Source organism: Pseudomonas sp. P7779, from assembly GCF_013386315.1.
GTDB lineage: Bacteria > Pseudomonadota > Gammaproteobacteria > Pseudomonadales > Pseudomonadaceae > Aquipseudomonas.
Map to the genome: position 1 here is coordinate 59,810 of NZ_JACARZ010000029.1, position 25,917 is coordinate 85,726.

38 protein-coding genes are annotated in these 25,917 nt (G+C 57.0%); 3 read left to right on the forward strand and 35 right to left on the reverse strand.

Annotated elements, in window-relative coordinates:
• Nucleotides 1-48: 48 nt before the first annotated feature.
• Nucleotides 49-1,029 (reverse strand): GlxA family transcriptional regulator, encoded by a 981-nt coding sequence (locus HX869_RS10505; RefSeq protein ID WP_087692338.1) that lies wholly within the window; start codon nt 1,027-1,029, stop codon nt 49-51.
• A 95-nt stretch (nt 1,030-1,124) separates the two neighbouring features.
• Between HX869_RS10505 and HX869_RS10510 the strand changes: the two genes are divergently transcribed.
• Nucleotides 1,125-1,676 carry a cysteine hydrolase family protein gene (locus HX869_RS10510; protein ID WP_177035938.1) on the forward strand — a complete coding sequence of 184 codons (552 nt, stop codon included), beginning with the start codon at nt 1,125-1,127 and terminating at the stop codon, nt 1,674-1,676.
• A 12-nt stretch (nt 1,677-1,688) separates the two neighbouring features.
• On the opposite strand, the gene tam is transcribed toward HX869_RS10510, so the two are convergent.
• Entirely contained in the window at nt 1,689-2,450 is a 762-nt protein-coding gene (gene tam, locus HX869_RS10515) for a trans-aconitate 2-methyltransferase (protein WP_178903060.1), read from the reverse strand.
• A 103-nt stretch (nt 2,451-2,553) separates the two neighbouring features.
• Between tam and HX869_RS10520 the strand changes: the two genes are divergently transcribed.
• The gene (locus HX869_RS10520; protein WP_177008886.1) at nt 2,554-3,462 is read left to right on the forward strand and encodes a LysR family transcriptional regulator; all 909 of its coding nucleotides are present in this window, start codon (nt 2,554-2,556) and stop codon (nt 3,460-3,462) included.
• A 91-nt stretch (nt 3,463-3,553) separates the two neighbouring features.
• Here HX869_RS10520 and HX869_RS10525 read toward each other — a convergent pair whose 3' ends face one another.
• Both HX869_RS10525 and HX869_RS10530 read right to left on the reverse strand, forming a co-directional pair.
• A complete protein-coding gene (locus tag HX869_RS10525) occupies nt 3,554-4,072 on the reverse strand; it encodes a single-stranded DNA-binding protein (RefSeq protein WP_003210042.1) in 519 nt (172 codons plus the stop codon).
• A 9-nt stretch (nt 4,073-4,081) separates the two neighbouring features.
• Complete coding sequence (locus HX869_RS10530) at nt 4,082-5,476, reverse strand: MFS transporter (protein WP_003210044.1); 1,395 nt, start codon at nt 5,474-5,476, stop codon at nt 4,082-4,084.
• 178 nt (nt 5,477-5,654) lie between these two features.
• Between HX869_RS10530 and uvrA the strand changes: the two genes are divergently transcribed.
• Nucleotides 5,655-8,489 (forward strand): excinuclease ABC subunit UvrA, encoded by a 2,835-nt coding sequence (gene uvrA, locus HX869_RS10535; protein WP_003210046.1) that lies wholly within the window; start codon nt 5,655-5,657, stop codon nt 8,487-8,489.
• A 68-nt stretch (nt 8,490-8,557) separates the two neighbouring features.
• Here uvrA and bfr read toward each other — a convergent pair whose 3' ends face one another.
• The 31 genes from bfr to tuf form a co-directional block, all read right to left on the reverse strand.
• Nucleotides 8,558-9,022: a bacterioferritin gene (bfr, locus tag HX869_RS10540; protein WP_003210048.1), complete on the reverse strand. Its 465-nt coding sequence runs from the start codon at nt 9,020-9,022 to the stop codon at nt 8,558-8,560.
• A gap of 155 nt (nt 9,023-9,177) precedes the next feature.
• Nucleotides 9,178-10,626, reverse strand: a complete 1,449-nt coding sequence (locus HX869_RS10545; RefSeq protein ID WP_008436430.1) for a catalase — start codon at nt 10,624-10,626, stop codon at nt 9,178-9,180.
• Between the two features lie 248 nt (nt 10,627-10,874).
• Entirely contained in the window at nt 10,875-11,261 is a 387-nt protein-coding gene (gene rplQ / locus HX869_RS10550) for a 50S ribosomal protein L17 (protein WP_003210053.1), read from the reverse strand.
• A gap of 41 nt (nt 11,262-11,302) precedes the next feature.
• Nucleotides 11,303-12,304 (reverse strand): DNA-directed RNA polymerase subunit alpha, encoded by a 1,002-nt coding sequence (gene rpoA / locus HX869_RS10555; protein WP_003176403.1) that lies wholly within the window; start codon nt 12,302-12,304, stop codon nt 11,303-11,305.
• A gap of 22 nt (nt 12,305-12,326) precedes the next feature.
• Complete coding sequence (gene rpsD / locus HX869_RS10560) at nt 12,327-12,947, reverse strand: 30S ribosomal protein S4 (protein WP_003210056.1); 621 nt, start codon at nt 12,945-12,947, stop codon at nt 12,327-12,329.
• Nucleotides 12,948-12,965: 18 nt separating this feature from the next.
• Nucleotides 12,966-13,355 (reverse strand): 30S ribosomal protein S11, encoded by a 390-nt coding sequence (gene rpsK, locus HX869_RS10565; RefSeq protein ID WP_002555466.1) that lies wholly within the window; start codon nt 13,353-13,355, stop codon nt 12,966-12,968.
• Between the two features lie 30 nt (nt 13,356-13,385).
• A complete protein-coding gene (rpsM, locus tag HX869_RS10570; protein ID WP_003210063.1) occupies nt 13,386-13,742 on the reverse strand; it encodes a 30S ribosomal protein S13 in 357 nt (118 codons plus the stop codon).
• A gap of 129 nt (nt 13,743-13,871) precedes the next feature.
• Entirely contained in the window at nt 13,872-13,988 is a 117-nt protein-coding gene (gene rpmJ / locus HX869_RS10575; protein WP_002555468.1) for a 50S ribosomal protein L36, read from the reverse strand.
• Between the two features lie 27 nt (nt 13,989-14,015).
• Nucleotides 14,016-15,344 (reverse strand): preprotein translocase subunit SecY, encoded by a 1,329-nt coding sequence (secY, locus tag HX869_RS10580; protein ID WP_003210064.1) that lies wholly within the window; start codon nt 15,342-15,344, stop codon nt 14,016-14,018.
• Entirely contained in the window at nt 15,345-15,782 is a 438-nt protein-coding gene (gene rplO / locus HX869_RS10585) for a 50S ribosomal protein L15 (RefSeq protein ID WP_003210066.1), read from the reverse strand. It lies immediately after the preceding gene.
• Nucleotides 15,783-15,786: 4 nt separating this feature from the next.
• Nucleotides 15,787-15,963 (reverse strand): 50S ribosomal protein L30, encoded by a 177-nt coding sequence (rpmD, locus tag HX869_RS10590; protein WP_003186033.1) that lies wholly within the window; start codon nt 15,961-15,963, stop codon nt 15,787-15,789.
• A gap of 2 nt (nt 15,964-15,965) precedes the next feature.
• Nucleotides 15,966-16,466 (reverse strand): 30S ribosomal protein S5, encoded by a 501-nt coding sequence (gene rpsE / locus HX869_RS10595; protein WP_003186035.1) that lies wholly within the window; start codon nt 16,464-16,466, stop codon nt 15,966-15,968.
• Between the two features lie 3 nt (nt 16,467-16,469).
• On the reverse strand, nt 16,470-16,820 hold the full coding sequence (rplR, locus tag HX869_RS10600; RefSeq protein WP_003186037.1) for a 50S ribosomal protein L18: 351 nt from the start codon (nt 16,818-16,820) through the stop codon (nt 16,470-16,472).
• Nucleotides 16,821-16,830: 10 nt separating this feature from the next.
• Nucleotides 16,831-17,364, reverse strand: coding sequence for a 50S ribosomal protein L6 (gene rplF, locus HX869_RS10605; RefSeq protein ID WP_003176412.1), 534 nt, complete (start codon nt 17,362-17,364; stop codon nt 16,831-16,833).
• A gap of 12 nt (nt 17,365-17,376) precedes the next feature.
• Nucleotides 17,377-17,769 carry a 30S ribosomal protein S8 gene (rpsH, locus tag HX869_RS10610; protein ID WP_003186040.1) on the reverse strand — a complete coding sequence of 131 codons (393 nt, stop codon included), beginning with the start codon at nt 17,767-17,769 and terminating at the stop codon, nt 17,377-17,379.
• A 208-nt stretch (nt 17,770-17,977) separates the two neighbouring features.
• A complete protein-coding gene (rpsN, locus tag HX869_RS10615) occupies nt 17,978-18,283 on the reverse strand; it encodes a 30S ribosomal protein S14 (protein WP_003176414.1) in 306 nt (101 codons plus the stop codon).
• Nucleotides 18,284-18,296: 13 nt separating this feature from the next.
• A complete protein-coding gene (rplE, locus tag HX869_RS10620; protein WP_003210069.1) occupies nt 18,297-18,836 on the reverse strand; it encodes a 50S ribosomal protein L5 in 540 nt (179 codons plus the stop codon).
• 20 nt (nt 18,837-18,856) lie between these two features.
• On the reverse strand, nt 18,857-19,171 hold the full coding sequence (gene rplX, locus HX869_RS10625) for a 50S ribosomal protein L24 (RefSeq protein ID WP_003210072.1): 315 nt from the start codon (nt 19,169-19,171) through the stop codon (nt 18,857-18,859).
• Nucleotides 19,172-19,182: 11 nt separating this feature from the next.
• On the reverse strand, nt 19,183-19,551 hold the full coding sequence (rplN, locus tag HX869_RS10630; RefSeq protein WP_002555479.1) for a 50S ribosomal protein L14: 369 nt from the start codon (nt 19,549-19,551) through the stop codon (nt 19,183-19,185).
• Between the two features lie 23 nt (nt 19,552-19,574).
• Nucleotides 19,575-19,841 (reverse strand): 30S ribosomal protein S17, encoded by a 267-nt coding sequence (gene rpsQ / locus HX869_RS10635; RefSeq protein ID WP_003176419.1) that lies wholly within the window; start codon nt 19,839-19,841, stop codon nt 19,575-19,577.
• Between the two features lie 2 nt (nt 19,842-19,843).
• A complete protein-coding gene (gene rpmC, locus HX869_RS10640) occupies nt 19,844-20,035 on the reverse strand; it encodes a 50S ribosomal protein L29 (protein WP_002555481.1) in 192 nt (63 codons plus the stop codon).
• Nucleotides 20,035-20,448 carry a 50S ribosomal protein L16 gene (rplP, locus tag HX869_RS10645; protein WP_003210075.1) on the reverse strand — a complete coding sequence of 138 codons (414 nt, stop codon included), beginning with the start codon at nt 20,446-20,448 and terminating at the stop codon, nt 20,035-20,037. Before rplP ends, rpmC begins: the two co-directional genes overlap by 1 nt.
• 12 nt (nt 20,449-20,460) lie before the next feature.
• Entirely contained in the window at nt 20,461-21,147 is a 687-nt protein-coding gene (gene rpsC, locus HX869_RS10650; protein WP_003176422.1) for a 30S ribosomal protein S3, read from the reverse strand.
• A gap of 13 nt (nt 21,148-21,160) precedes the next feature.
• On the reverse strand, nt 21,161-21,493 hold the full coding sequence (gene rplV / locus HX869_RS10655) for a 50S ribosomal protein L22 (protein WP_003210077.1): 333 nt from the start codon (nt 21,491-21,493) through the stop codon (nt 21,161-21,163).
• A gap of 13 nt (nt 21,494-21,506) precedes the next feature.
• Nucleotides 21,507-21,782: a 30S ribosomal protein S19 gene (rpsS, locus tag HX869_RS10660; RefSeq protein ID WP_002555486.1), complete on the reverse strand. Its 276-nt coding sequence runs from the start codon at nt 21,780-21,782 to the stop codon at nt 21,507-21,509.
• Between the two features lie 16 nt (nt 21,783-21,798).
• Entirely contained in the window at nt 21,799-22,623 is an 825-nt protein-coding gene (gene rplB, locus HX869_RS10665; protein ID WP_003210080.1) for a 50S ribosomal protein L2, read from the reverse strand.
• 14 nt (nt 22,624-22,637) lie between these two features.
• On the reverse strand, nt 22,638-22,937 hold the full coding sequence (gene rplW, locus HX869_RS10670) for a 50S ribosomal protein L23 (RefSeq protein ID WP_002555488.1): 300 nt from the start codon (nt 22,935-22,937) through the stop codon (nt 22,638-22,640).
• On the reverse strand, nt 22,934-23,536 hold the full coding sequence (gene rplD, locus HX869_RS10675) for a 50S ribosomal protein L4 (protein WP_003210082.1): 603 nt from the start codon (nt 23,534-23,536) through the stop codon (nt 22,934-22,936). Before rplD ends, rplW begins: the two co-directional genes overlap by 4 nt.
• Before the next feature lie 12 nt (nt 23,537-23,548).
• Nucleotides 23,549-24,184, reverse strand: a complete 636-nt coding sequence (gene rplC / locus HX869_RS10680; RefSeq protein ID WP_003194649.1) for a 50S ribosomal protein L3 — start codon at nt 24,182-24,184, stop codon at nt 23,549-23,551.
• Between the two features lie 81 nt (nt 24,185-24,265).
• Nucleotides 24,266-24,577: a 30S ribosomal protein S10 gene (rpsJ, locus tag HX869_RS10685; RefSeq protein WP_003210084.1), complete on the reverse strand. Its 312-nt coding sequence runs from the start codon at nt 24,575-24,577 to the stop codon at nt 24,266-24,268.
• Nucleotides 24,578-24,718: 141 nt separating this feature from the next.
• A complete protein-coding gene (gene tuf, locus HX869_RS10690) occupies nt 24,719-25,912 on the reverse strand; it encodes an elongation factor Tu (RefSeq protein ID WP_003210085.1) in 1,194 nt (397 codons plus the stop codon).
• Nucleotides 25,913-25,917: the final 5 nt, after the last annotated feature.

A 25,917-nucleotide genomic window follows, 5' to 3' on the forward strand; every position in this document is an offset into this window, starting at 1 on the left:
GTTTCATTCTGCACGAAATGCTCAAGGTGTCGCGGTTTTCTGCACGATTCAGGCTTGCGCCTTGGTGGGCGTCACGCCGAAACGGCTGCGGTAGTCGCTTGGCGCCAGCCCGGTGATTTTCTTGAAGGTGGCGCGGAAGGCGCCGGGGTCCTGATACCCCACGGTCCAGGCGATGTGATCAATGGTGCCGTTGGTGAACTCGAGCATCTGCCGCGCCTTGCCGACACGCAGGTGCTGGCAATATTCGGTGGGTTTCAAACCGGTGGCGGCGCGGAACCGTCGCAGGAAGGTGCGTTCCTCAAGTCCCGCCTCCTGCGCCATGGCAGCCAACGAAACATCCACCGCACCGCTGGCCTGCAGCCAATGTTGCACCTTGAGAATCGCAGCGTCGCCATGGGCAAGGATCGGCGCAAAGTTACTGCCGCACTCACTGGCGCTGTCACTGTGTTCGATCACCAGGAAACGCGCGGTGCTGGCAGCGATGCTCGGGCCGAGCAAACGGTCCACCAGGCGCAGGCCCAATTCGGACCAGGCCATGAGGCCGGCGGTGGTGATCAAGTCGCCGTCGTCGACGATGGGTTTGTCGGCTTCCAGGCGAATCGCCGGATAACGGGCGGCGAAGGTTTTCGCCGACGTCCAGTGCGTGGTGGCGCTGCGACCGTCCAACAGGCCGCTTTCCGCCATCAGGATCGAACCTACGCACACGCCGCCCAGAATGGTCCCGGACCGATGTTGCTGGCGCAGCCAATCCAGCAATTCGGCGGACGCCTGGCCCTCGGAAAAGCCGGCAATGGAGGGTGGAATCAGCAAGGCCGTCAACCTCCCCCCGCTACCGGGCTCGCTATCGAATACACGGGTCGGCGCACCGCCTGTTTCAGCCTGCCAATGGCTGATGCGCAGGGACGGCAGTTGCTCGGACCGATGCTCGGTCGCAATCCGGTTGGCGACCGCGAACAGGTCGGTCAAGCCATGCACGGCAGCCATTTGCGCACCACTGTAGATCAGCACGCCGAGCTCGACGATCGCCATTGTCAGTTTTCCCTCTGTTATTGTCGGTGCGGCCAATCCCCAGGCGTCACGCCAGCCAGGATACTGGACGCATCAACCCTCACAAGGAAACCAACATGGCCAAGCAAGCGCTCATCCTAATCGATATCCAGAACGACTACTTCCCCCAGGGCAAGTGGCCGCTAGACGGAGTGGACGCGGCGGCAGACAAGGCGCAGCAAGTGCTACAGGCGTTTCGCCAGGCAGGCGATGCGGTGATTCACGTACGCCACGAATTCACCTCCGACGATGCCCCCTTCTTCACCCCGGGTTCGGAAGGTGCACACCTGCACCCCAAGGTGCTGAACCAGGCCGACGAGCCGGTGGTGCTCAAGCATTTCGTCAATGCGTTCCGCGAAACCAACCTGCGGGCCCTGCTGGAACAACGCAGCATCACCGAGCTGGTGGTGGTGGGCAGCATGAGCCATATGTGCATCGACGGCGTGGTGCGCGCCGCGTCGGACCTGGGCTACAGCGTGACCGTGATCCACGATGCCTGCGCCACGCGGGACCTGGAATTCAATGGCAGCGTCGTGCCGGCAGCCCAGGTGCATGCGGCGTTTATGTCGTCGCTGGGGTTTGCTTATGCGAGCGTGGTGTCGGCGGAACAGTTCTTGTCCGCCGATTGACCTTCTCCGCGCTTACCGGGTAGCGATGATGAACAGGCGCGGAAACGGCAGCAACACAGTGCCATCGGCCAGCGCTGGATAAGCCTTGGTGATCCGCGCCAGGTACTCGTCGAGGAAGGCGCCCTTTTCTGACTCGGTCAGAGGCGCCAGGAACGGACGCAATGCCGACCCCTTGAACCACTCCACCACCGCGGCAGAACCTGCCAGCGGATGGTGGTAAGTGGTGCGCCATACATCCACGGTGGAACAGTATTGGCTCAGCAACTCAAAGTAGTAGCTCGCGGTATGGCGTTCATTGTGTTTGACGCTGCCGATCTTTGCGGCCCACGGGCCGTCCGCCGCGACTTCCCGCGCCAGCTTGTGGGCCGGCTCGTCAAGATTGTCGGGCGTCTGCACCGCCAGGGTGCCGCCGGAGGTCAGTTGATTGACTAAATGCGGATACAGCGTGGCGTGATCAGGCAGCCATTGCAGCGACGCATTGGCGAGGATGACGTCAAATTTCTGCGCGGGGTTCCAGGCGCCGATATCCGCCAATTCGAAGTTCAACGCGGGCAGGCGCTTGCGGGCGTCCACCAGCATGTCATCAGAGCTGTCCATGCCGGTGACCAATGCCTGCGGAAAGCGCTCAGCCAGGACTTCAGTCGAATTGCCCGGGCCGCAACCCAGGTCGACAGCGGTGCGCACGTCACCCTCAGGGATGGCCGCTACCAGATCCCGGACGGGACGAGTGCGCTGTTGTTCGAACATCGAGTATTGCTTGGCTGACCAGGTCATTGCGGCATTCCTTCTTCTGTGAGGAGTGAGGACAGCCTAAATCTTGTGATCCATGAGAACAAATGCCACGATTGATCATCTCCCATACCTGAAAAGTATCCCTATGCTGGAACTCAGGCAGCTCAGGGCCTTCGTCGCGATTGCCGAAGAAGGCTATATCACTCGCGCGGCAGAACGTCTGGGCATGCAGCAACCGCCGCTGACCCGCCTGTTGCAAAGTCTTGAAGCCGAGTTGGGTGTGGTGCTGATGGAGCGCCTGCCACGAGGCGTGCGCCCGACCACTGCGGGGCTGGCCTTGCTGGAAGAGGCGCGGCATATCTTGGCCAGCGTCGATGGTGTGGCCGACATTGTGCGCCGCGCCGCCCGAGGTGAACGCGGACGCCTGGCGATTGGTTTCACCAGCTCTGCCGCCTTGCATCCGTTTGTGCCCAGCGTACTGCGCCTGTTTCGAGAAACCTTTGTCGGCGTTTCAGTGGTACTGGAAGAAGCCGGTACCGGTGAACTGCTGGACGCGTTGCTGCACGAAAAGCTCGACGCGGCGTTCATTCGCTCGCCGCTGAGCGGGACGCAGGCGTTGCAGGACCAGCCAATTCTGGTGGAGCCAATGTTGCTGGCGCTGCCTACCGACCACCCACTGGCTATCAACCCGTCGACGCCGCTGCCGTTGGCGGCATTGGCCACCGAGGCGTTTGTGCTGTATCGGCGCCGGGTAGGGCTTGGGTTGTATGACGCGATTCTGGTGGCGTGTCGCGAAGCGGGTTTCAGCCCGCAAGTTGTGCAAGAGGCGCCGCGCATGACGGCGACGTTGAGCCTGGTGGCTGCGGGGCTTGGAGTTTCGATTGTGCCTGCCTCAATGCAACGGTTGCGGGGCGACGGGATTGTTTATCGCGAGCTTTCGGAGTGCCGGAGCCTGGTGGCGCCGTTGCACCTGGCTACCCGGGTAGGTGATACGTCGTCGGTATTGGAGAGGTTTCGGGAGTTGGTGGTGAGCGCCGCTTCTACTGACGTTTAGCGGATTGCCGTGCCCGCAATGAAAACCCCCCGGGGCCAAGGCCACCGGGGGTTTTCTGGTGTTACGCGACAGTTCTGGGTCTCAAGCGACCTTAGAACGGAATATCGTCATCAAAGCTGTCGAAGTCGGCTGCCGGCTGAGGAGCGGCCTGCTGTGGCGCTGGACGCGACTCACGCTGTGGCTGCTGGGTTGGCTGCGGACGGGACTGCTGCTGTGGACGCGGCGCCGAGTTGGACATGCCGCCCTGGCCCTGTTGGTCGCCCTGTGGACGGCCGCCCAGCAGTTGCATGGTGCCTTGCATGTCGACCACGATTTCGGTGGTGTAACGCTTGATGCCGTCTTTTTCCCACTCGCGGGTTTGCAGCTTGCCTTCGATGTAGACCTGCGAACCTTTGCGCAGGTACTCACCGGCGATCTCCGCAACCTTGCCGAACATCGACACACGGTGCCATTCGGTTTTCTCGACCTTCTGGCCGGTTTGCTTGTCGGTCCACTGTTCGCTGGTCGCCAGACTCAGGTTGGTCACGGCGTTACCGTTCGGCAAGTAGCGAACTTCGGGATCCTGGCCGCATGTACCGACCAATATGACTTTGTTAACCCCACGGGCCATAACGTTCTCCTAGGCTGGGCGCGCTGTCGGCACTGGGTTGACCAGTTGCTCGAGCGTCGCGCGATCCAATAATTCGGTGTCCAATTTGATGTAGATGGCGGCTTCTTCAGTAACAACCACAGCATCCGTAACCCCAACAACGGCCTTAAGGCGCTCGACCAGACCGGCTTCGCGGATCGCTTCGGGCGATAACGGCAAGCGCAGGCTCGTCACATAGGGAGGTTCGCGCATGGTAACAGCAAAGGCTAGCCAGAGGGCAGCCAGACCTGCGCATCCCAGGAACACAACCGACAAACCGCCATGCTGGAACATCCAGCCGCCCATGATCCCGCCCAGTGCAGAACCGAGGAACTGGCTGGTGGAATACACGCCCATCGCCGTGCCTTTGCCGCCGGCCGGTGAAACCTTACTGATCAGCGAAGGCAGTGAAGCCTCCAGCAGGTTGAACGCGGTGAAGAACACCACCGTGCCGATCACCAGCGCCCGCAGGCTGTCGCCGAACTGCCAGAAGAATAGCTCAGTGAGCATCAGTGTCGCGACGGCGCCCAGCAGAACTCGTTTCATTTTGCGTTTCTTCTCGCCGTAGATGATGAACGGGATCATGGCGAAGAACGAAATCAGCAGCGCGGTCAGGTACACCCACCAGTGCTGCTCCTTGGGCAGCCCGGCTTTTTGTACCAGGGCCAGGGGCAAGGCGACGAAGCTGCACATCAGCATTGCGTGTAATACGAAGATACCCAAATCCAGGCGCAACAGGTCCGGGTGCTTGAGTGTCGGCAGCAATGCCTGCTTGGCGACGCCCGACTCACGGTGCTGCAACGGCCCCGTGGAATGCGGAACCATGAAGGCGACAATCACGATGCCGAACAGCGCCATGCCACCGGTGGCCAGGAACAGACCGTGCAAGCCGAACGCGCGGGTCAGCAGCGGGCCGACTACCATCGCCACGGCGAACGAAAGACCGATGGTCATGCCGATCATCGCCATGGCCTTGGTACGGTGTTGTTCGCGGGTCAGGTCGGAGAGCAGTGCCATGACGGCGGCGGAAATCGCGCCGGCGCCTTGCAGGACGCGTCCGGCGATCACGCCCCAGATAGAGTCGGCATTGGCCGCAAGCACACTGCCCAGGGCGAAGACGATCAGGCCGAGGTAGATCACCGGCCGGCGGCCGATGCGGTCGGAAATGACGCCGAACGGAATCTGAAACAGCGCCTGGGTCAGGCCATAGGCGCCAATCGCCAGGCCGATCAGGGCCGGGGTCGCTCCTGCGAGATCCATTCCATAGGTTGCCAGCACCGGCAACACCATAAACATGCCAAGCATACGGAATGCGAACACCAGGGCCAGACCGCTTGCTGCGCGGGTCTCGCTGCCACTCATGCGTTCGCTGTGGGGATCGTGCATGGATAAACCTCGTGTGAACCGGCGGCGATTCTACCAGTCCCATCGATTGAGAGGGTATATGCGGCGCTTTGCCGCGCAGCTTTCATGTAAGGCTGCACCCGGCACTTTGACAGTGTATATTCATCCAGTCTTTAGCCGTATACTCCTGCATTATTTACGCCCGCCGTGCGAGGCCATCTTGGACAAGATCCTGATTCGTGGGGCTCGAACCCACAACCTGAAGAACATCGACCTGACCCTGCCACGGGACAAACTGATCGTCATCACCGGCTTGTCCGGGTCCGGCAAGTCGTCCCTGGCGTTTGACACGCTGTACGCCGAAGGCCAGCGCCGCTACGTGGAATCCCTGTCGGCCTATGCCCGCCAGTTCCTGTCGATGATGGAAAAGCCCGACGTCGACACCATTGAAGGCCTGTCGCCTGCGATTTCCATCGAACAGAAATCCACCTCCCACAACCCGCGTTCCACCGTGGGCACCATCACCGAGATCTACGACTACCTGCGCCTGCTGTATGCCCGCGTGGGTATTCCCCGCTGCCCGGACCACGACATTCCCCTGGAAGCCCAGACCGTCAGCCAGATGGTCGACCTGGTGCTGGCCCAGCCGGAGGGCGCCAAGCTGATGCTGCTGGCACCGGTGATTCGCGAGCGCAAGGGTGAACACCTTTCGGTCTTTGAAGAACTGCGTGCCCAGGGTTTCGTGCGTGCCCGCATCAACGGCAAGCTCTACGAGCTGGACGAAGCGCCGAAGCTGGATAAACAGAAGAAGCACTCGATTGATGTGGTCGTCGACCGTTTCAAGGTGCGTGCCGATTTGCAGCAGCGCCTGGCGGAGTCTTTCGAGACCGCGCTGAAGCTGGCAGACGGCATTGCCCTGGTGGCGCCGATGGACGACGAACCCGGGGAAGAAATCATCTTCTCCGCGCGCTTCGCCTGCCCGATCTGCGGCCATGCCATCAGCGAGCTGGAACCGAAGCTGTTTTCCTTCAACAACCCGGCCGGCGCTTGCCCGACCTGTGATGGCCTGGGGGTTAAGCAATTCTTCGACATCAAGCGCCTGGTCAACGGTGACCTCACACTGGCGGAGGGTGCGATACGTGGCTGGGACAGGCGTAATGTCTATTACTTCCAGATGCTGGGTTCGTTGGCTTCGCACTACAAGTTCAGCCTGGAAGTGCCGTTCAACGAACTGCCCGCCGAACAGCAGAAATTCATCCTGCACGGCAGCGGTTCACAGAACGTCGACTTCAAGTATTTGAACGACCGTGGCGATATCGTCAAACGCTCGCACCCGTTCGAAGGCATCGTGCCGAACCTGGAGCGGCGCTACCGCGAGACGGAGTCCGCCAGCGTGCGCGAGGAACTGGCCAAGTTCCTCAGCACCCAGCCTTGCCCGGATTGCCGTGGCACACGCCTGCGCCGTGAGGCGCGGCATGTGTGGGTTGGCGAGAAGACCCTGCCGGCAGTGACCAACCTGCCGATTGGCGATGCCTGCGAATACTTCGGCACGCTGAAACTGACGGGCCGCCGCGGGGAAATTGCCGACAAGATCCTCAAGGAGATTCGTGAACGGCTGCAGTTCCTGGTCAACGTGGGCCTGGACTACCTGTCGCTGGACCGCAGTGCCGACACGCTTTCCGGCGGTGAAGCCCAGCGGATTCGCTTGGCCAGCCAGATCGGTGCCGGCCTGGTGGGCGTGTTGTACATCCTCGATGAACCGTCGATTGGTTTGCATCAACGGGACAACGACCGCTTGCTGGGCACGCTGAAGCACCTGCGGGACATCGGCAATACGGTGATCGTGGTCGAGCACGATGAAGACGCGATTCGCCTGGCCGATTATGTGGTCGATATCGGCCCGGGAGCGGGTGTTCACGGTGGGCATATTGTCGCCGAGGGCACGCCGGCTGAAGTGATGGCGCATCCTGACTCGCTGACCGGTAAGTACCTGTCGGGTCGCGTGAAGATCGCCGTGCCGGCCAAACGCACCCCGCGCAACAAGAAGATGGCACTGCACCTCAAGGGCGCGCGTGGCAACAACCTGCGCAATGTCGACCTGGAGATCCCGCTGGGCCTGCTGACCTGTGTGACCGGTGTATCCGGTTCGGGCAAATCAACGCTGATCAACAACACGCTGTTCCCGTTGAGTGCCACTGCACTGAACGGCGCGACCACCCTGGAAGCCGCCGCTCACGACAGCATCAAGGGCCTGGAACACCTGGACAAGGTGGTCGATATCGACCAAAGCCCGATTGGCCGCACACCGCGCTCCAACCCGGCGACCTACACCGGGCTGTTCACGCCGATTCGCGAGCTGTTCGCCGGCGTGCCGGAATCGCGCTCCCGTGGCTACGGGCCTGGCCGGTTCTCGTTCAACGTCAAGGGCGGCCGCTGCGAAGCGTGCCAGGGCGATGGCTTGATCAAGGTGGAGATGCACTTCCTGCCGGACATCTACGTGCCGTGCGACGTGTGCAAGAGCAAGCGCTACAACCGCGAAACCCTGGAAATCAAGTACAAGGGCAAGAGCATCCACGAAACCCTCGAGATGACGATCGAGGAAGCGCGGGTGTTCTTCGACGCGGTACCGGCCCTGGCGCGCAAGCTGCAGACACTGATGGATGTTGGCCTGTCGTACATCAAGCTGGGTCAGTCGGCGACGACGCTGTCGGGTGGCGAGGCCCAGCGGGTCAAGCTGTCTCGCGAGCTGTCCAAGCGTGATACCGGCAAGACGCTGTACATCCTCGACGAGCCGACCACAGGCCTGCACTTCGCGGATATTCAGCAATTGCTGGATGTGCTGCATCGCCTGCGTGACCACGGCAATACGGTGGTAGTGATCGAGCACAATCTGGATGTGATCAAGACCGCCGACTGGCTGGTGGACCTGGGGCCGGAAGGCGGTTCCAAAGGTGGGCAGATCATTGCGGTGGGCACACCGGAGCAAGTCTCGGAGATGAAGCAGTCTCACACCGGCTTCTACCTCAAGCCTCTGCTGGCTCGCGACAAGGACTGATTGTTCAGCCCCACGAAAAAGCCCCTGTCACCGTGTAAGTGACAGGGGCTTTTTAGTAGCTGGAGGAATCAGAACTGCGATTGCAGGTAATTCTCCAGGCCAATCAGCTTGATCAGGCCCAACTGCTTTTCCAGCCAGTAGGTGTGATCCTCTTCGGTGTCATTCAACTGCACCCGCAGGATTTCCCGCGTGACGTAGTCGTTGTGCTGCTCGCAGAGCTCAATGCCCTTGCAGAGCGCGGCACGGACCTTGTACTCAAGGCGCAAGTCGCTGGCGAGCATCTCAGGCACCGTGGTGCCGGTATCCAGGTCGTCGGGACGCATACGCGGCGTGCCTTCGAGCATCAGGATACGGCGCATCAGTGCGTCGGCGTGCTGTGCCTCTTCTTCCATTTCATGGTTGATACGCTCGTAGAGCTCGGTAAAGCCCCAGTCTTCGTACATCCGCGAGTGAATGAAATATTGGTCACGAGCTGCCAGTTCGCCCGTCAGCAACGTGTTGAGGTAATCGATTACGTCGGGGTGACCTTGCATCGCCCTACATCTCCCTGCTTGAAAGTCTGTAGTTTGAACCATGATGACCCGGAGGTCACGGGACCAACGGCAGAAAAGTGAAGATTTCCGGTGAAAAGTAGCTTAAATAACGCAAAAACCGCCCAAATGAGGGCGGTTCTGCTTATCGTTTAGAGTCAGTTAAGCGATACACCCAGTGCAGATGCGATCCCTTCTCCATAAGCCGGGTCGGCCTTGAAGAAGTACTGCAACTGGCGCTGCACCACGTCGCTGGAAACACCCGCCATTGCGCCGGCGATATTGTTGATCAGCAGGGCTTTCTGCTCATCGTTCATCAGGCGGAACAGCGCACCGGCATGGCTGTAGTAGTCGGTATCTTCGCGGTGATCGTAACGATCAGCCGCACCGCTCAGGGCCAAGGCTGGCTCGGCGTACTGAGGAGCCTGCTTCGGCGCATCGGCGTAGCTGTTTGGCTCGTAATTGGGGGCCGCACCACCATTGGAGCCGAATGCCATCGAACCATCACGCTGGTAGCTGTTGACCGGGCTGCGTGGCGCATTCACCGGCAGTTGCTGGTGATTGGTACCTACGCGGTAGCGATGGGCATCGGCGTAAGCGAACACGCGCCCTTGCAGCATGCGGTCTGGCGACAGGCCAACACCCGGGACCATGTTGCTTGGACCGAAAGCCGCCTGTTCAACTTCAGCGAAGTAGTTCAGCGGGTTGCGGTTCAGTTCCAGCTCACCCACTTCGATCAGCGGGAACTCTTTCTGCGACCAGGTCTTGGTCACGTCGAACGGGTTTTCGTAGTGAGCGTTGGCCTGGGCCTCAGTCATGATCTGAATGCACACGCGCCATTTCGGGAAGTCACCACGCTCAATAGCACCGAACAGATCGCGCTGAGCGTAATCAGGGTCGGTACCGGCCAGGCGTGCAGCGTCAGCCGGCGCCAGGTTCTTGATACCTTGCTTGGTCTTGTAGTGCCACTTCACCCAGTGGCGCTCGCCTTTGGCGTTAATCAAGCTGTAGGTGTGACTGCCGAAGCCGTGCATGTGACGGTAGCCGTCCGGGATGCCACGGTCCGAAAACAGGATGGTGACCTGGTGCAGCGCCTCAGGGGAGTGCGACCAGAAGTCCCACATCATCTGTGCACTTTTCAGGTTGCTTTGCGGCAGGCGCTTTTGGGTGTGGATAAAGTCGGGAAACTTCAGCGGGTCGCGGATGAAGAACACCGGGGTGTTGTTACCAACGATGTCCCAGTTGCCTTCTTCGGTGTAGAACTTCAACGCGAAACCACGCGGGTCGCGCTCAGTATCAGCCGAACCACGCTCGCCACCCACCGTGGAGAAGCGCAGGAAAGTCGGAGTTTGCTTGCCCACAGAATCGAACAGCTTGGCGCTGGTGTACTGCGTGATGTCTTGAGTGACGGTGAAGGTACCGTAAGCGCCCGAGCCTTTGGCGTGTACACGACGCTCAGGAATGTTTTCACGGTTGAAGTGAGCGAGCTTCTCGATCAGGTGAAAGTCGTCGAGCAGCAGCGGGCCGCGTGGACCGGCGGAACGGGAATTCTGGTTATCCGCGACAGGTGCGCCGCTGGCGGTAGTAAGGGTTTTATTCTGGCTCATGCTCAATCTTCCTCAGGTCAGTCTTGGAACTGCCGGCTAATCGGCTTGGAGCGATTATTGACCAGGAAGATGACACCATCAAATTTATTAAATCATGCCAACCGATAGAAATTAACTAACGATACATCCGAACGGATATCAAAAGTTGCTGCACGGGATGAACGTGTATTCGCTCGAGGTAATTCCAGTTTTCCAACGCGCACAAAAAACCGGGCACTAGGCCCGGTTCTTCGTTACAGACTGACGTCTTACTCAGCGGATACAGCTTCACCGCCAACTGGACGATCGATCAGCTCAACGTACGCCATAGGCGCGTTGTCACCAGCGCGGAAACCGCACTTGAGGATGCGCAGGTAGCCACCCTCACGGGTAGCGTAACGCTTGCCCAGGTCGTTGAAGAGCTTACCAACGATAGCTTTCGAACGAGTACGGTCGAAAGCCAGACGGCGGTTAGCCAGGCTGTCTGTCTTGGCCAAAGTAATCAGCGGCTCAGCAACGCGACGCAGTTCTTTAGCTTTCGGCAGTGTAGTTTTGATCAGCTCGTGCTCGAACAGCGACACCGCCATGTTCTGGAACATAGCCTTACGGTGCGAGCTGGTACGGCTCAGGTGACGACCACTTTTACGATGACGCATGGTTCATTCCTTACCAAACTCACGTTCGGTGATTACGACGATCAGGCAGTCGCCTTGTCGTCCTTCTTAAGACTTGCAGGCGGCCAGTTGTCGAGGCGCATGCCGAGGGACAGACCGCGGGAGGCCAGAACGTCCTTGATTTCAGTCAAGGATTTCTTGCCCAGGTTCGGAGTCTTCAACAGTTCTACTTCGGTGCGCTGAATCAGATCACCGATGTAGTAAATGTTTTCCGCCTTAAGGCAGTTAGCCGAACGTACAGTCAGTTCCAGATCGTCAACCGGGCGAAGCAGGATCGGATCGATCTCGTCTTCCTGCTCGATTACCACTGGTTCGCTGTCACCCTTGAGGTCGACGAACGCAGCCAACTGCTGTTGCAGAATGGTTGCAGCGCGGCGGATAGCCTCTTCAGGATCCAGAGTACCGTTGGTTTCCAGATCAATAACCAGCTTGTCCAGGTTAGTACGCTGTTCGACACGGGCGTTTTCCACCACGTATGCGATACGGCGAACCGGGCTGAACGAAGAGTCGAGCTGCAAGCGACCAATGCTGCGGCTTTCGTCTTCATCGCTCTGACGCGAGTCGGCCGGTTCATAACCACGACCACGAGCTACGGTGAGCTTCATGTTCAGGGCGCCGTTAGACGCCAGGTTAGCGATTACGTGATCGGGATTAACGATCTCGACATCATGATCCAGCTGAATATCGGCAGCGGTAACCACCCCCGAACCCTTCTTCGACAAGGTCAGCGTAACTTCGTCACGGCCGTGCAGCTTGATAGCCAGACCTTTAAGGTTCAACAGGATTTCAATTACGTCTTCCTGTACACCTTCGATGGCGCTGTACTCGTGGAGCACACCGTCAATCTCGGCCTCGACTACTGCACAGCCGGGCATTGAGGACAACAGGATGCGGCGCAGCGCGTTGCCCAGGGTGTGGCCAAAACCACGCTCGAGAGGCTCGAGAGTGATCTTGGCGCGGGTTGGACTGACAACCTGCACATCAATGTGACGGGGTGTCAGGAACTCATTTACCGAAATCTGCATGGATGCACCTATTTTCTAGCCCTTACTTGGAGTAGAGCTCGACAATCAGGCTTTCGTTGATGTCGGCGGACAGATCACTGCGAGCAGGAACGTTCTTGAAAACGCCCGACTTCTTCTCAGTGTCTACTTCTACCCATTCTACGCGGCCACGTTGGGCACACAGATCGAGAGCTTGGACAATGCGAAGTTGATTTTTTGCTTTCTCGCGAATCGCGACCACGTCACCAGCACGAACCTGGTACGACGGGACGTTAACGGTTTGGCCGTTTACGCTGACGGATTTGTGCGATACCAGCTGACGGGATTCGGCACGAGTCGAACCAAAGCCCATACGGTATACAACGTTGTCCAGACGGCATTCGAGCAGTTGCAGCAGGTTTTCACCGGTTGCACCTTTCTTGCCAGCAGCTTCTTTGTAGTAGCCGCTGAACTGACGCTCGAGAACGCCGTAGATACGACGGACCTTCTGCTTTTCACGCAGTTGGGTGCCGTAGTCGGACTGGCGACCGCGGCGTTGGCCGTGGATACCAGGTGCTGCTTCAATGTTGCACTTCGATTCGATCGCGCGCACGCCGCTCTTCAGAAAGAGATCGGTGCCTTCACGACGAGCGAGTTTGCATTTTGGACCAATGTAACGAGCCATTCTTTACAATCTCCTGGATTACACGCGGCGCTTCTTCGGCGGACGGCACCCGTTGTGCGGGATTGGCGTCACGTCGGTGATGCTGGCGATCTTATAGCCACAGCCGTTCAATGCACGGACAGCAGACTCACGACCTGGACCTGGACCTTTGACGTTGACGTCGAGGTTTTTCAGGCCATATTCCAGCGCAGCTTGACCAGCACGTTCAGCAGCTACTTGAGCAGCAAACGGGGTGGACTTGCGGGAACCGCGGAAACCCGAACCACCGGAGGTAGCCCAAGAAAGCGCGTTACCTTGACGGTCGGTGATGGTCACGATTGTGTTGTTAAAAGATGCATGGATGTGGGCGATGCCATCAACCACTGTCTTTTTAACTTTTTTACGAGGACGAGCAGCAGGTTTTGCCATGATTAATTTCCTGTCGATTCGCGTGGGCGATTACTTGCGGATCGGCTTACGCGGACCTTTACGGGTACGCGCGTTAGTCTTGGTACGCTGACCGCGTACTGGAAGACCACGACGATGACGCAGACCACGGTAGCAACCGAGGTCCATCAAACGCTTGATTTTCATGTTGATTTCGCGACGCAGGTCACCTTCAGTGGTGAACTTCGCCACTTCGCCACGCAACAGCTCAATCTGCTCGTCGCTCAGATCCTTGATCTTTGCGGCTGGGTTTACCCCAGTGTCTGCGCAAATTTTCTGCGCAGTAGTGCGACCAACACCATAGATGTAGGTCAGCGAGATAACAGTGTGCTTGTTATCTGGAATGTTAACGCCTGCAATACGGGCCATTCAGTGGGACTCCAATTGACAGCTACCTACGCCCCGGAAGCCAAGAAATAGGGCGCGAGATAATATCGCTGTAATAACAAATAATCAACCCGGCAGCGCACTAGCTGCCGGGCTTCAAGCGGATCACACTCAGCCTTGGCGCTGTTTGTGACGCGGTTCCGCGCTGCAAATTACTCGAACAACACCTTCGCGGCGAATAATCTTGCAGTTACGGCACAGCTTTTTCACCGATGCACGAACTTTCATCACCAACTCCTCGAACCTTATGGGTACTCAGCGCAACATGCCGCTGCCGTAACCCTTCAGGTTGGCTTTCTTCATCAGGGATTCGTACTGGTGCGAAACGAGGTGCGATTGTACTTGGGACATGAAGTCCATCACAACCACGACGACGATCAGCAACGAGGTCCCGCCAAGGTAGAACGGAACGTTTGCTGCAACCACCAGGAACTGGGGCAACAGGCAGACGGCCGTCATATATAGAGCACCGAACATGGTCAAGCGAGTCAGAACGCCATCAATGTAGCGCGCAGACTGCTCACCTGGACGAATACCCGGAATAAAGGCACCGGACTTCTTCAGGTTTTCCGCTACGTCTTTCGGATTGAACATCAACGCCGTATAGAAGAAGCAGAAGAAAATAATCCCTGCACTAAACAGCAGAATATTCAACGGCTGACCAGGAGCGATCGACTGCGAGATGTCCTGCAACCAGCCCATACCTTCAGACTGACCGAACCAGGCACCCAACGAAGCCGGAAACAGCAAAATGCTGCTCGCGAAAATGGCAGGAATAACCCCGGCCATGTTCACTTTCAGCGGCAGGTGGCTGGTCTGCGCGGCAAAGACCTTGCGGCCCTGCTGACGCTTGGCGTAGTGAACAGCAATACGACGCTGGCCACGCTCAATGAACACCACAAAACCGATAATCGCTACTGCCAACAAACCGATGGCAACCAGGGCGAAGATATTGATATCACCCTGACGTGCAGACTCGAAAGACTGCCCAATCGCTCTCGGAAGACCGGCAACGATACCTGCGAAAATCAACATCGAGATACCGTTACCAACACCACGCTCAGTAATCTGCTCACCCAGCCACATCATGAACATCGCACCAGCCACAAATGTGGATACCGCGACGAAATGGAAGCCAAAGTCACCAGTGAACGCAACACCCTGCCCGGCCAGGCCAACGGACATGCCGATAGCCTGGACCAGGGCGAGGATGACAGTGCCGTAGCGGGTGTACTGGCTTATCTTGCGACGGCCAGCTTCACCTTCCTTCTTCAACTGCTCCAACTGCGGACTGACGGCGGTCATCAGTTGCATGATGATCGATGCCGAGATGTACGGCATGATCCCCAGTGCAAAGATGCTCATCCGTTCCAGCGCGCCGCCGGAAAACATGTTGAACAAGCTAAGAATGGTCCCCTCATTCTGTCGAAACAGGTCTGCGAGTCGGTCCGGGTTGATACCTGGAACCGGGATGTGTGCGCCTATTCGGTAGACGATAATCGCCAGGAACAGAAAACGCAGACGAGCCCAAAGTTCAGACATACCGCCTTTGCCGAGCGCTGAGAGAGCACCTTGCTTAGCCATTTATTCCTCGAACTTGCCGCCAGCTGCTTCGATAGCCGAACGCGCACCTTTGGTGGCGCCGATTCCCTTGCCGATAGTGACAGCGCGAGTCACTTCACCGGACAGCATGATTTTCACACGCTGTACGTTGACGTTGATCACGTTGGCATCTTTCAGGGTCTGCACGGTAACGATGTCGCCTTCCACTTTGGCCAGCTCGGACAGACGCACTTCTGCGCGGTCCATGGCTTTCAGGGAAACGAAACCGAACTTCGGCAGGCGACGATGCAGCGGCTGTTGACCGCCTTCAAAGCCTGGAGCGATGGTGCCACCGGAGCGGGAGGACTGACCTTTGTGGCCACGGCCACCGGTCTTGCCCAAACCACTACCGATACCACGGCCCGGACGATGCTTTTCGCGACGGGAACCCGGCGCTGGACTCAGATCATTGAGTTTCATCGAATTAACCCTCGACACGCAGCATGTAGTAAGCCTTGTTGATCATCCCGCGATTCTCGGGAGTATCAAGTACTTCTACAGTGTGACCGATGCGACGCAGACCCAAACCCTTAACGCACAATTTGTGGTTAGGGATGCGGCCGGTCATGCTTTTGATCAGCGTTACTTTAACGGTAGCCATGATCAGAAGATCTCCTTGACGCTTTTGCCACGCTTGGCGGCAATGGATTCAGGAGACTGCATTGCTTTCAAACCCTTGAAAGTGGCGTGAACCACGTTCACCGGGTTAGTCGAGCCGTAGCACTTGGCCAGAACGTTCTGAACGCCAGCAACTTCGAGGACAGCACGCATAGCGCCGCCAGCGATGATACCGGTACCTTCAGAGGCAGGCTGCATGTACACCTTCGAAGCGCCGTGAGCGGACTTCATTGCGTACTGCAGAGTAGTGCCGTTCAGATCAACTTGGATCATGTTGCGACGAGCAGCTTCCATTGCCTTCTGGATCGCAGCAGGCACTTCACGTGACTTGCCACGGCCGAAGCCAACGCGCCCTTTACCATCACCTACCACGGTCAACGCGGTGAAAGTGAAGATACGGCCGCCTTTAACGGTTTTGGCTACGCGGTTAACTTGAACCAGCTTCTCAATGTAGCCTTCGTCGCGCTTTTGGTCGTTATTTGACATAACTTAGAACTCCAGCCCAGCTTCACGAGCAGCATCAGCCAGCGCTTTCACGCGGCCGTGGTACTTGAAGCCAGAGCGGTCGAAAGCCACTTGCGAGACGCCGGCGGCCTTAGCACGCGTAGCGACCAGCTGGCCAACCTTAGTGGCCGCGTCGATGTTGCCAGTGGCACCATCACGCAGTTCTTTATCCAAAGTCGAGGCGCTTGCCAGGACTTTGTTGCCGTCGGCCGAGATGACCTGGGCGTAGATGTGCTGCGACGAGCGGAACACGCAGAGACGCACGACTTCGAGTTCGTGCATTTTCAGGCGTGCTTTGCGAGCGCGACGCAGTCGAGTAACTTTTTTGTCGGTCATTTGCTATGCCCTACTTCTTCTTGGCTTCTTTACGACGGACGACTTCGTCCGCGTAGCGCACACCTTTGCCTTTGTACGGCTCTGGTGGACGGAAGTCGCGGATCTCAGCGGCCACCTGACCTACCAGCTGCTTATCAATACCCTTGATCAGGATATCGGTTTGGCTAGGGGTCTCAGCGGTGATGCCTTCCGGCAGTTCGTAATCCACTGGGTGCGAGAAGCCAAGGGCCAGGTTCAGAACCGTGCCTTTTGCTTGCGCTTTGTAACCAACACCGACCAGCTGGAGCTTGCGCTCGAAGCCTTGGCTTACGCCTTGGACCATGTTGTTTACCAACGCACGAGTGGTACCGGCCATTGCGCGAGTTTGTTGATCGCCATTGCGAGCAGCGAAACGCAGCTCACCAGCTTCTTCAACGATCTCAACGGACGAATGGATGTTCAGTTCCAGAGTGCCCTTGGCACCCTTCACCGAAAGCTGTTGGCCTGCGAATTTTACTTCGACACCGGCTGGCAGCTTAACGGGGTTCTTAGCGACGCGTGACATGCTTATCCCCCCTTAGAACACAGTGCAAAGAACTTCGCCGCCGACACCGGCAGCGCGCGCAGCACGATCCGTCATCACACCTTTGTTGGTGGAGACGATAGACACACCGAGACCGCCACGAACTTTTGGCAGATCATCAACGGACTTGTACTGACGCAGGCCTGGACGGCTAACGCGCTTCACTTCTTCGATGACCGGACGGCCTTCGAAGTACTTCAGCTCGATGGACAGCAGTGGTTTGATTTCGCTGCTGATCTGATAACCCGCAATGTAGCCTTCGTCTTTCAGGACTTTGGCAACAGCAACCTTCAACGTGGAAGATGGCATGCTTACGACGGACTTTTCAGCCATCTGGGCATTACGGATACGAGTTAGCATGTCCGCTAACGGGTCCTGCATACTCATGGCTAGACGCTCCTAATACAAAAAAATTAGCCTTGCGGCCATTACGTGTCGCCGAGAATCTCCGAGCACAAAACACACGGGCTCAGGCGAGCCGCGTATTTTAGACACACTCCGGAAATGAAACAAGCCCCAAAAGGGGCTTGTTCCAGATTCTAGGCCACCGGCGGTCAGTATCTTGCGATCCTGACCACCGAGACTTCGAAAGTACTTACCAGCTGGCTTTAACCAGACCTGGTACGTCACCACGCATTGCCGCTTCACGCAGTTTGTTACGGCCGAGGCCGAACTTGCGGTAAACGCCGTGTGGACGACCGGTCAGGCGGCAGCGGTTACGCATGCGCGAAGCGCTTGCGTCACGTGGCTGCTTCTGCAGAGCAACTGTAGCTTCCCAACGTGCTTCTGGACTTGCGTTCAGATCAACGATGATTGCTTTCAGTGCTGCACGCTTCTTGGCGTACTTGGCAACCGTGAGCTGACGTTTCAGCTCGCGGTTTTTCATGCTCATCTTGGCCATGGTCCTACTCCAATCAGTTGCGGAACGGGAATTTGAACGCACGCAGCAGAGCGCGGCCTTCATCATCGTTCTTGGCAGTGGTGGTCAGGGTGATGTCCAGACCGCGGAGAGCATCGATCTTGTCGTAGTCGATTTCCGGGAAGATGATCTGCTCTTTAACGCCCATGCTGTAGTTACCACGACCATCGAAGGACTTGGCATTCAGGCCGCGGAAGTCGCGGACCCGAGGCAGGGAGATCGACAGCAGACGATCCAGGAATTCGTACATACGCTCACGGCGCAGAGTCACTTTGACGCCGATCGGCCATCCTTCACGGACTTTAAAGCCAGCGATGGATTTACGAGCGTAGGTCACAACGACTTTTTGGCCGGTGATCTTTTCCAGGTCAGCAACAGCGTGCTCGATGACTTTTTTGTCGCCGATCGCTTCGCCCAGACCCATGTTCAGGGTGATTTTGGTAACGCGCGGAACTTCCATCACGTTCGAAAGCTTAAGTTCTTCCTTAAGTTTCGGTGCGATTTCCTTCCGGTAAATCTCTTTTAGTCGTGCCATGGTCTTCTACCTAGCAGTGTTCAAGCATCAACCGCTTTTTGGGTCGACTTGAAGACACGAATTTTCTTACCTTCTTCTACTTTGAAACCAACGCGGTCAGCCTTGTTGGTTTCGCCGTTGAAGATGGCGACGTTAGAAGCGTGCAGTGGCGCTTCTTTCTCGACGATACCGCCTTGTACGCCCGACATCGGGTTAGGCTTGGTATGACGCTTGACCAGGTTCAGACCACTAACGACCAGACGGTCATCAGCAAGAACCTTCAGCACCTTACCGCGCTTACCTTTGTCTTTGCCGGCGATCACGATGATCTCGTCGTCACGACGAATCTTTTGCATGTCGGATCTCCTTACAGCACTTCTGGGGCGAGCGAGACGATCTTCATGAACTTCTCAGTACGAAGTTCACGGGTCACTGGCCCAAAGATACGGGTGCCGATCGGCTCTTGCTTGTTGTTCAGAAGAACAGCAGCGTTGCCATCAAAGCGGATAATGGAGCCATCTGCACGGCGTACGCCGTGACGAGTGCGGACTACAACAGCAGTCATCACTTGGCCTTTTTTCACTTTACCGCGAGGAATTGCTTCCTTCACGGTAACTTTGATGATGTCACCGATACCAGCGTAACGACGATGGGAGCCACCCAGCACCTTGATGCACATAACGCGGCGTGCGCCGCTGTTATCGGCCACATCGAGCATGGATTGAGTCTGAATCATATAATTTCTCCGACCCCTAGTCCTTAGACTTCCACAGCGCGTTCGAGAACATCAACCAGGGCCCAAGACTTGGTCTTGGCCAACGGACGAGTTTCACGAATAGTGACTTTGTCGCCGATGTGGCACTGGTTGGTTTCGTCGTGCGCGTGCAGCTTAGTCGAACGCTTAACGTATTTACCGTAGATCGGGTGCTTAACGCGACGCTCGATCAAAACGGTGATGGTTTTGTCCATCTTGTCGCTGACAACACGGCCAGTCAGCGTACGGACAGTCTTTTCGGCTTCAGCCATGATCACTTACCTGCCTGCTGGTTGAGCACAGTCTTCACGCGAGCAATGTCACGCTTAACTTGCGAGAGCAGATGAGACTGCCCCAACTGGCCAGTTGCTTTCTGCATACGCAGATTGAACTGGTCGCGCAGCAGGCCGAGCAGTTGCTCGTTCAGCTGCTGTGCGGATTTTTCACGAAGTTCATTCGCTTTCATCACATCACCGTCCGTTTAACAAAGGAGGTGGCGAGCGGCAGCTTTGCAGCAGCCAGGGCGAAAGCCTCACGCGCCAGCTCTTCAGTAACACCCTCGATTTCATACAGGACTTTGCCTGGCTGAATCTGGGCAACCCAATATTCCACGTTACCCTTACCTTTACCCATCCGAACTTCGAGGGGCTTTTTGGAGATAGGCTTGTCCGGGAATACACGGATCCAGATCTTGCCGCCACGTTTAACGTGACGGGTCAGTGCACGACGCGCTGACTCGATCTGACGAGCGGTGAGACGACCACGAGCTACAGACTTCAGCGCATATTCGCCGAAGCTGACTTTGCTACCGCGCTGAGCCAGACCACGGTTGTGGCCTGTCATCTGCTTGCGGAACTTCGTACGCTTTGGTTGCAACATTTGGCGTACCCCTTACTTAGCAGCTTTTTTACGAGGCGCTGGTGCTTGTGGTTTCAGTTCTTCTTGGCGACCACCAATTACTTCGCCTTTGAAGATCCAAACCTTTACACCGATCACACCGTAGGTGGTGTGAGCTTCGTAGTTGGCATAGTCGATGTCGGCACGCAGGGTGTGCAGTGGCACACGACCTTCGCGATACCATTCAGTACGTGCGATTTCAGCACCGCCGAGACGACCGCTCACTTGGATTTTGATGCCTTTGGCACCAATGCGCATGGCGTTCTGTACTGCGCGCTTCATAGCGCGACGGAACATTACGCGACGCTCCAGCTGCTGAGCTACGCTCTGCGCAACCAGCATACCGTCGAGCTCCGGCTTGCGGATCTCTTCGATATTGATGTGCACAGGCACACCCATTTGCTTGGTCAGGTCCTGACGCAGTTTCTCAACATCTTCACCTTTCTTCCCGATAACGATACCTGGACGAGCGGTGTGGATGGTGATACGTGCAGTTTGAGCAGGACGATGGATATCGATACGGCTCACGGACGCGCTTTTTAGTTTGTCTTGGAGATACTCACGCACCTTCAGATCAGCGAACAAGTAGTCCGCATAAGTCCGACCGTCTGCGTACCAGACGGAGGTGTGCTCCTTGACGATTCCCAGGCGAATGCCAATGGGATGTACTTTCTGACCCATCTCTTCGACTCCGTTACTTGTCAGCAACCTTGACAGTGATATGGCAAGACCGCTTGACGATGCGATCAGCTCGGCCTTTGGCACGAGGCATGATGCGCTTCAGCGAACGCCCTTCGTTGACGAAAACGGTGCTGACCTTCAGGTCATCAACGTCTGCGCCTTCGTTGTGCTCGGCGTTGGCTACGGCCGACTCCAGCACTTTCTTGATGATCTCGGCGGCTTTCTTACTGCTGAAAGCCAACAGGTTGAGCGCTTCGCCCACCTTCTTCCCGCGGATCTGGTCGGCGACCAAGCGGGCTTTCTGGGCGGAGATTCGAGCGCCCGACAACTTAGCGGCTACTTCCATCGTTCCTTACCCCTTAACGCTTGGCTTTCTTGTCTGCCACGTGCCCACGATATGTGCGGGTACCGGCAAACTCGCCTAGTTTGTGGCCGACCATGTCTTCGTTCACGAGAACTGGAACATGTTGACGACCGTTATGCACTGCAATGGTCAGACCGACCATTTGTGGCAGGATCATCGAACGACGCGACCAGGTTTTCACCGGTTTGCGATCGTTCTTTTCCGCCGCCACTTCGATCTTCTTCAGTAGGTGAAGATCAATAAAAGGACCTTTTTTCAGAGAACGTGGCACTGTCGTATCCCTCTATTTACTTGCGACGACGGACGATCATTTTGTCGGTACGCTTATTACCACGAGTCTTCGCGCCCTTAGTCGGGAAGCCCCATGGCGATACCGGATGACGACCACCAGAGGTACGACCTTCACCACCACCGTGTGGGTGGTCAACCGGGTTCATGGCAACACCACGAACGGTTGGGCGAACGCCACGCCAGCGTTTGGCACCAGCTTTACCCAGCGAACGCAGGCTGTGCTCGGAGTTCGAGACTTCGCCCAGGGTCGCACGGCATTCAGCCAATACTTTACGCATTTCACCAGAGCGCAGACGCAGGGTCACGTAGACACCTTCACGAGCGATCAGCTGAGCCGAAGCACCAGCGGAACGAGCGATTTGCGCGCCTTTACCCGGCTTCAATTCGATGCCGTGTACGGTGCTACCAACTGGAATGTTGCGCAGTTGCAGAGCGTTGCCCGGCTTGATCGGTGCCAAAGCACCTGCGATCAGCTGGTCACCAGCACTCACGCCTTTAGGGGCGATGATGTAGCGACGCTCGCCATCTGCGTACAGCAGCAGAGCGATGTGAGCAGTACGGTTTGGATCGTATTCGATACGCTCGACAGTGGCAGCGATGCCATCTTTGTCGTTGCGACGGAAGTCGACCAGACGATAATGCTGTTTATGGCCACCACCGATGTGACGAGTGGTAATACGACCATTGTTGTTACGACCACCAGTCTTCGATTTCTTCTCGAGCAGCGGTGCGTGAGGAGCGCCTTTATGCAGCTCCTGGTTGACCACCTTGACCACAAAACGGCGGCCAGGGGAAGTCGGTTTGCATTTAACGATTGCCATGATGCACCCCTTCCTTACTCAGCACTGCTGCTGAAATCGAGATCTTGGCCTGGCTGAAGGGAGATAACTGCCTTCTTCCAGTCATTACGCTTGCCCAGACCGCGAGCAGTGCGCTTGCTCTTACCCAGAACATTCAGGGTAGTAACACGCTCTACTTTCACGCTGAACAGGCTTTCGACGGCCTTCTTGATTTCCAGCTTGGTTGCGTCAGTTGCAACCTTGAAAACGAACTGGCCTTTCTTGTCAGCCAGAACCGTAGCCTTTTCGGAAACGTGCGGGCCAAGCAGAACTTTAAATACGCGTTCCTGGTTCATCCCAGCAGCTCCTCGAATTTCTTCACGGCCGACACGGTGATCAACACCTTGTCGTATGCGATCAGACTAACTGGATCGGAACCTTGCACGTCACGTACATCAACGTGTGGCAGGTTGCGAGCAGCCAGGTACAGGTTCTGATCAACAGCTTCAGACACGATCAGGACGTCAGTCAGGCCCATGCCGTTCAGCTTGTTCAGCAGATCTTTGGTTTTCGGCGCTTCAACAGCGAAGTCCTGAACCACGACCAGACGATCAGTACGCACGAGTTCAGCAAGGATGGAGCGCAGTGCTGCGCGATACATCTTCTTGTTGAGCTTCTGGGTGTGATCCTGTGGACGTGCTGCGAAAGTGGTACCGCCGCCACGCCAGATTGGGCTACGGATAGTACCGGCACGAGCGCGGCCAGTACCTTTCTGACGCCAAGGGCGCTTACCGCCACCACGAACGTCGGAACGGGTCTTTTGCTGCTTGCTACCTTGACGGCCGCCGGCCATGTAGGCCACGACTGCTTGGTGAACCAGCGTCTCGTTGAATTCGCCGCCAAATGTCAGTTCGGAAACTTCGATCGCTTGAGCGTCATTTACGTTTAATTGCATGTCAGCTTCCCCTTAACCGCGAGCCTTGGCCGCTGGACGTACAACCAGGTTGCCGCCAGTAGCGCCAGGAACAGCACCCTTGACCAACAACAGATTGCGTTCAGCGTCGACGCGCACTACTTCGAGGGACTGCACGGTCACGCGCTCAGCGCCCATATGACCGGACATTTTTTTGCCCTTGAATACACGACCAGGAGTCTGGCACTGGCCAATAGAGCCCGGGACGCGGTGGGAAACGGAGTTACCGTGAGTGTTGTCTTGGCCACGGAAATTCCAACGCTTGATCGTACCCTGGAAGCCTTTACCCTTGGACTGACCGGTTACATCAACCAGTTGACCAGCGGCGAAGATTTCAGCGTTGATCAGATCGCCAGCCTGGTAGTCGCCGTCTTCAAGACGGAACTCCATGACAGTACGACCAGCTGCAACGTTTGCTTTAGCGAAGTGACCTGCTTGAGCAGCAGTCACACGCGAAGCACGACGCTCGCCGACAGTGACTTGCACTGCACGATAGCCATCGGTTTCTTCAGTTTTAAACTGGGTGACGCGATTCGGTTCGATCTCAATGACCGTGACCGGAATGGAGACACCTTCTTCGGTGAAAATACGGGTCATACCGCATTTACGACCGACTACACCAATAGTCATGTTGTAAACCTCATGAGTGTACGGGGCTTTCACCCGCTATGGCCGCCCATTTCAGAGCGTTACACGACTAAGACCCAAGTCTTAGCCGAGGCTGATCTGTACTTCCACACCGGCCGCCAGATCAAGCTTCATAAGTGCATCAACGGTTTTATCCGTTGGCAGGACGATGTCCAGCACGCGCTTATGAGTACGGATCTCGTACTGGTCACGCGCGTCTTTGTTGACGTGCGGGGAGACCAGAACGGTGAACCGCTCTTTACGGGTAGGCAGTGGAATTGGACCACGCACTTGAGCACCAGTACGTTTCGCGGTTTCCACGATTTCCTGGGTGGATTGGTCGATCAGTTTGTGGTCAAAAGCCTTCAACCTGATACGAATTTGCTGATTTGCCATTGGATTTCAGACTCCGGCTGCTATTCCCAGCGAGCGCAACACGCCCGTTAAAAGGAGGCGCAATTCTATAGACGCCCCATATGGGTGTCAACTCAATAAAAAAGCCCCCGCTGAGCGGGGGCTTTTTCAAGTCATCACTTATTAAGCGATGATTTTGGCTACGACGCCAGCGCCGACGGTACGACCGCCTTCACGGATAGCGAAACGCAGACCATCTTCCATTGCGATGGTTTTGATCAGGGTGACAACCATTTTGATGTTGTCGCCTGGCATTACCATTTCAACGCCTTCCGGCAGTTCGCAGTTACCGGTCACGTCAGTGGTCCGGAAGTAGAACTGTGGACGGTAGCCTTTGAAGAACGGAGTGTGACGACCGCCTTCTTCTTTGCTCAACACGTACACTTCAGCTTCGAAGGTAGTGTGCGGCTTAACCGAACCTGGCTTGACCAGAACCTGGCCACGCTCAACGTCGTCACGCTTGGTACCACGCAGCAGAACGCCGCAGTTCTCGCCTGCACGACCTTCGTCGAGCAGTTTACGGAACATTTCAACACCGGTGCAGGTGGTGACGGTAGTGTCACGCAGACCAACGATTTCCAGTGGATCTTGAACCTTAACGATACCGCGCTCGATACGACCAGTCACAACAGTACCACGACCGGAGATCGAGAATACGTCTTCGATTGGCATCAGGAACGGCTTGTCGATAACACGAACTGGATCTGGGATGTAGCTGTCCAGAGTCTCAACCAGTTTACGAACGGCAGTGGTGCCCATTTCGTTGTCGTCAAGACCGTCCAGAGCCATACGAGCAGAACCGATGATGATCGGAGTGTCGTCGCCTGGGAAGTCGTAAGTGCTCAGCAGATCGCGCACTTCCATCTCAACCAGTTCCAGCAGCTCAGCGTCGTCTACCAGGTCAGCCTTGTTCAGGAAAACCACGATGTACGGAACGCCTACCTGACGGGACAGCAGGATGTGCTCACGGGTTTGTGGCATCGGACCATCAGCGGCCGAGCAAACCAGGATCGCGCCGTCCATCTGGGCAGCACCGGTGATCATGTTCTTCACATAGTCAGCGTGACCTGGGCAGTCAACGTGAGCGTAGTGACGGATCAGCGAGTTGTATTCAACGTGCGCGGTGTTGATGGTGATACCACGAGCTTTTTCTTCTGGTGCGCTGTCGATCTTGTCGAAGTCAACACGAGCCGAACCGAAAACTTCGGAGCAGACGCGAGTCAGAGCAGCGGTCAGAGTGGTTTTACCGTGGTCAACGTGGCCGATAGTGCCAACGTTTACGTGCGGTAGGGAACGATCAAATTTTTCTTTAGCCACGACAA

Excerpts from the sequence above, each read along its gene's own strand:
- rpsJ (WP_003210084.1), bottom strand. The coding sequence starts at position 24,577 with ATGGCAAATCAGCAAATTCGTATCAGGTTGAAGGCTTTTGACCACAAA.
- rplC (WP_003194649.1), bottom strand. The coding sequence starts at position 24,184 with ATGACTATTGGTGTAGTCGGTCGTAAATGCGGTATGACCCGTATTTTC.
- rpmD (WP_003186033.1), bottom strand. The coding sequence starts at position 15,963 with ATGGCTACCGTTAAAGTAACGCTGATCAAAAGCATGACCGGCCGCATC.
- rplP (WP_003210075.1), bottom strand. The coding sequence starts at position 20,448 with ATGTTGCAACCAAAGCGTACGAAGTTCCGCAAGCAGATGACAGGCCAC.
- rpsD (WP_003210056.1), bottom strand. The coding sequence starts at position 12,947 with ATGGCTCGTTACATTGGTCCAAAATGCAAACTCGCTCGTCGTGAAGGC.
- rpsK (WP_002555466.1), bottom strand. The coding sequence starts at position 13,355 with ATGGCAAAACCTGCTGCTCGTCCTCGTAAAAAAGTTAAAAAGACAGTG.
- rpsH (WP_003186040.1), bottom strand. The coding sequence starts at position 17,769 with ATGAGTATGCAGGACCCGTTAGCGGACATGCTAACTCGTATCCGTAAT.
- rplO (WP_003210066.1), bottom strand. The coding sequence starts at position 15,782 with ATGAAACTCAATGATCTGAGTCCAGCGCCGGGTTCCCGTCGCGAAAAG.
- HX869_RS10520 (WP_177008886.1), top strand. The coding sequence starts at position 2,554 with ATGCTGGAACTCAGGCAGCTCAGGGCCTTCGTCGCGATTGCCGAAGAA.
- rpsC (WP_003176422.1), bottom strand. The coding sequence starts at position 21,147 with ATGGGTCAGAAAGTACATCCCATTGGCATTCGCCTGGGAATCGTCAAG.
- rpsM (WP_003210063.1), bottom strand. The coding sequence starts at position 13,742 with ATGGCCCGTATTGCAGGCGTTAACATTCCAGATAACAAGCACACTGTT.
- rpoA (WP_003176403.1), bottom strand. The coding sequence starts at position 12,304 with ATGCAGATTTCGGTAAATGAGTTCCTGACACCCCGTCACATTGATGTG.
- rplR (WP_003186037.1), bottom strand. The coding sequence starts at position 16,820 with ATGACCGACAAAAAAGTTACTCGACTGCGTCGCGCTCGCAAAGCACGC.
- rplN (WP_002555479.1), bottom strand. The coding sequence starts at position 19,551 with ATGATTCAGACTCAATCCATGCTCGATGTGGCCGATAACAGCGGCGCA.
- secY (WP_003210064.1), bottom strand. The coding sequence starts at position 15,344 with ATGGCTAAGCAAGGTGCTCTCTCAGCGCTCGGCAAAGGCGGTATGTCT.
- rplV (WP_003210077.1), bottom strand. The coding sequence starts at position 21,493 with ATGGAAGTAGCCGCTAAGTTGTCGGGCGCTCGAATCTCCGCCCAGAAA.
- HX869_RS10510 (WP_177035938.1), top strand. The coding sequence starts at position 1,125 with ATGGCCAAGCAAGCGCTCATCCTAATCGATATCCAGAACGACTACTTC.
- rplB (WP_003210080.1), bottom strand. The coding sequence starts at position 22,623 with ATGGCAATCGTTAAATGCAAACCGACTTCCCCTGGCCGCCGTTTTGTG.
- tam (WP_178903060.1), bottom strand. The coding sequence starts at position 2,450 with ATGACCTGGTCAGCCAAGCAATACTCGATGTTCGAACAACAGCGCACT.
- rpsN (WP_003176414.1), bottom strand. The coding sequence starts at position 18,283 with ATGGCCAAGATGAGCATGAAAAACCGCGAGCTGAAACGTCAGCTCACG.
- rpsE (WP_003186035.1), bottom strand. The coding sequence starts at position 16,466 with ATGTCAAATAACGACCAAAAGCGCGACGAAGGCTACATTGAGAAGCTG.
- HX869_RS10530 (WP_003210044.1), bottom strand. The coding sequence starts at position 5,476 with ATGCACGATCCCCACAGCGAACGCATGAGTGGCAGCGAGACCCGCGCA.
- HX869_RS10545 (WP_008436430.1), bottom strand. The coding sequence starts at position 10,626 with ATGAGCCAGAATAAAACCCTTACTACCGCCAGCGGCGCACCTGTCGCG.
- rplW (WP_002555488.1), bottom strand. The coding sequence starts at position 22,937 with ATGAACCAGGAACGCGTATTTAAAGTTCTGCTTGGCCCGCACGTTTCC.
- rplD (WP_003210082.1), bottom strand. The coding sequence starts at position 23,536 with ATGCAATTAAACGTAAATGACGCTCAAGCGATCGAAGTTTCCGAACTG.
- rpsQ (WP_003176419.1), bottom strand. The coding sequence starts at position 19,841 with ATGGCTGAAGCCGAAAAGACTGTCCGTACGCTGACTGGCCGTGTTGTC.
- rplE (WP_003210069.1), bottom strand. The coding sequence starts at position 18,836 with ATGGCACGACTAAAAGAGATTTACCGGAAGGAAATCGCACCGAAACTT.
- bfr (WP_003210048.1), bottom strand. The coding sequence starts at position 9,022 with ATGCAAGGTCACCCCGACGTAATCGATTACCTCAACACGTTGCTGACG.
- HX869_RS10525 (WP_003210042.1), bottom strand. The coding sequence starts at position 4,072 with ATGGCCCGTGGGGTTAACAAAGTCATATTGGTCGGTACATGCGGCCAG.
- rpmJ (WP_002555468.1), bottom strand. The coding sequence starts at position 13,988 with ATGAAAGTTCGTGCATCGGTGAAAAAGCTGTGCCGTAACTGCAAGATT.
- rplX (WP_003210072.1), bottom strand. The coding sequence starts at position 19,171 with ATGCAAAAGATTCGTCGTGACGACGAGATCATCGTGATCGCCGGCAAA.
- rplQ (WP_003210053.1), bottom strand. The coding sequence starts at position 11,261 with ATGCGTCATCGTAAAAGTGGTCGTCACCTGAGCCGTACCAGCTCGCAC.
- rpmC (WP_002555481.1), bottom strand. The coding sequence starts at position 20,035 with ATGAAAGCGAATGAACTTCGTGAAAAATCCGCACAGCAGCTGAACGAG.
- rplF (WP_003176412.1), bottom strand. The coding sequence starts at position 17,364 with ATGTCACGCGTCGCTAAGAACCCCGTTAAGCTGCCAGCCGGTGTCGAA.
- HX869_RS10505 (WP_087692338.1), bottom strand. The coding sequence starts at position 1,029 with ATGGCGATCGTCGAGCTCGGCGTGCTGATCTACAGTGGTGCGCAAATG.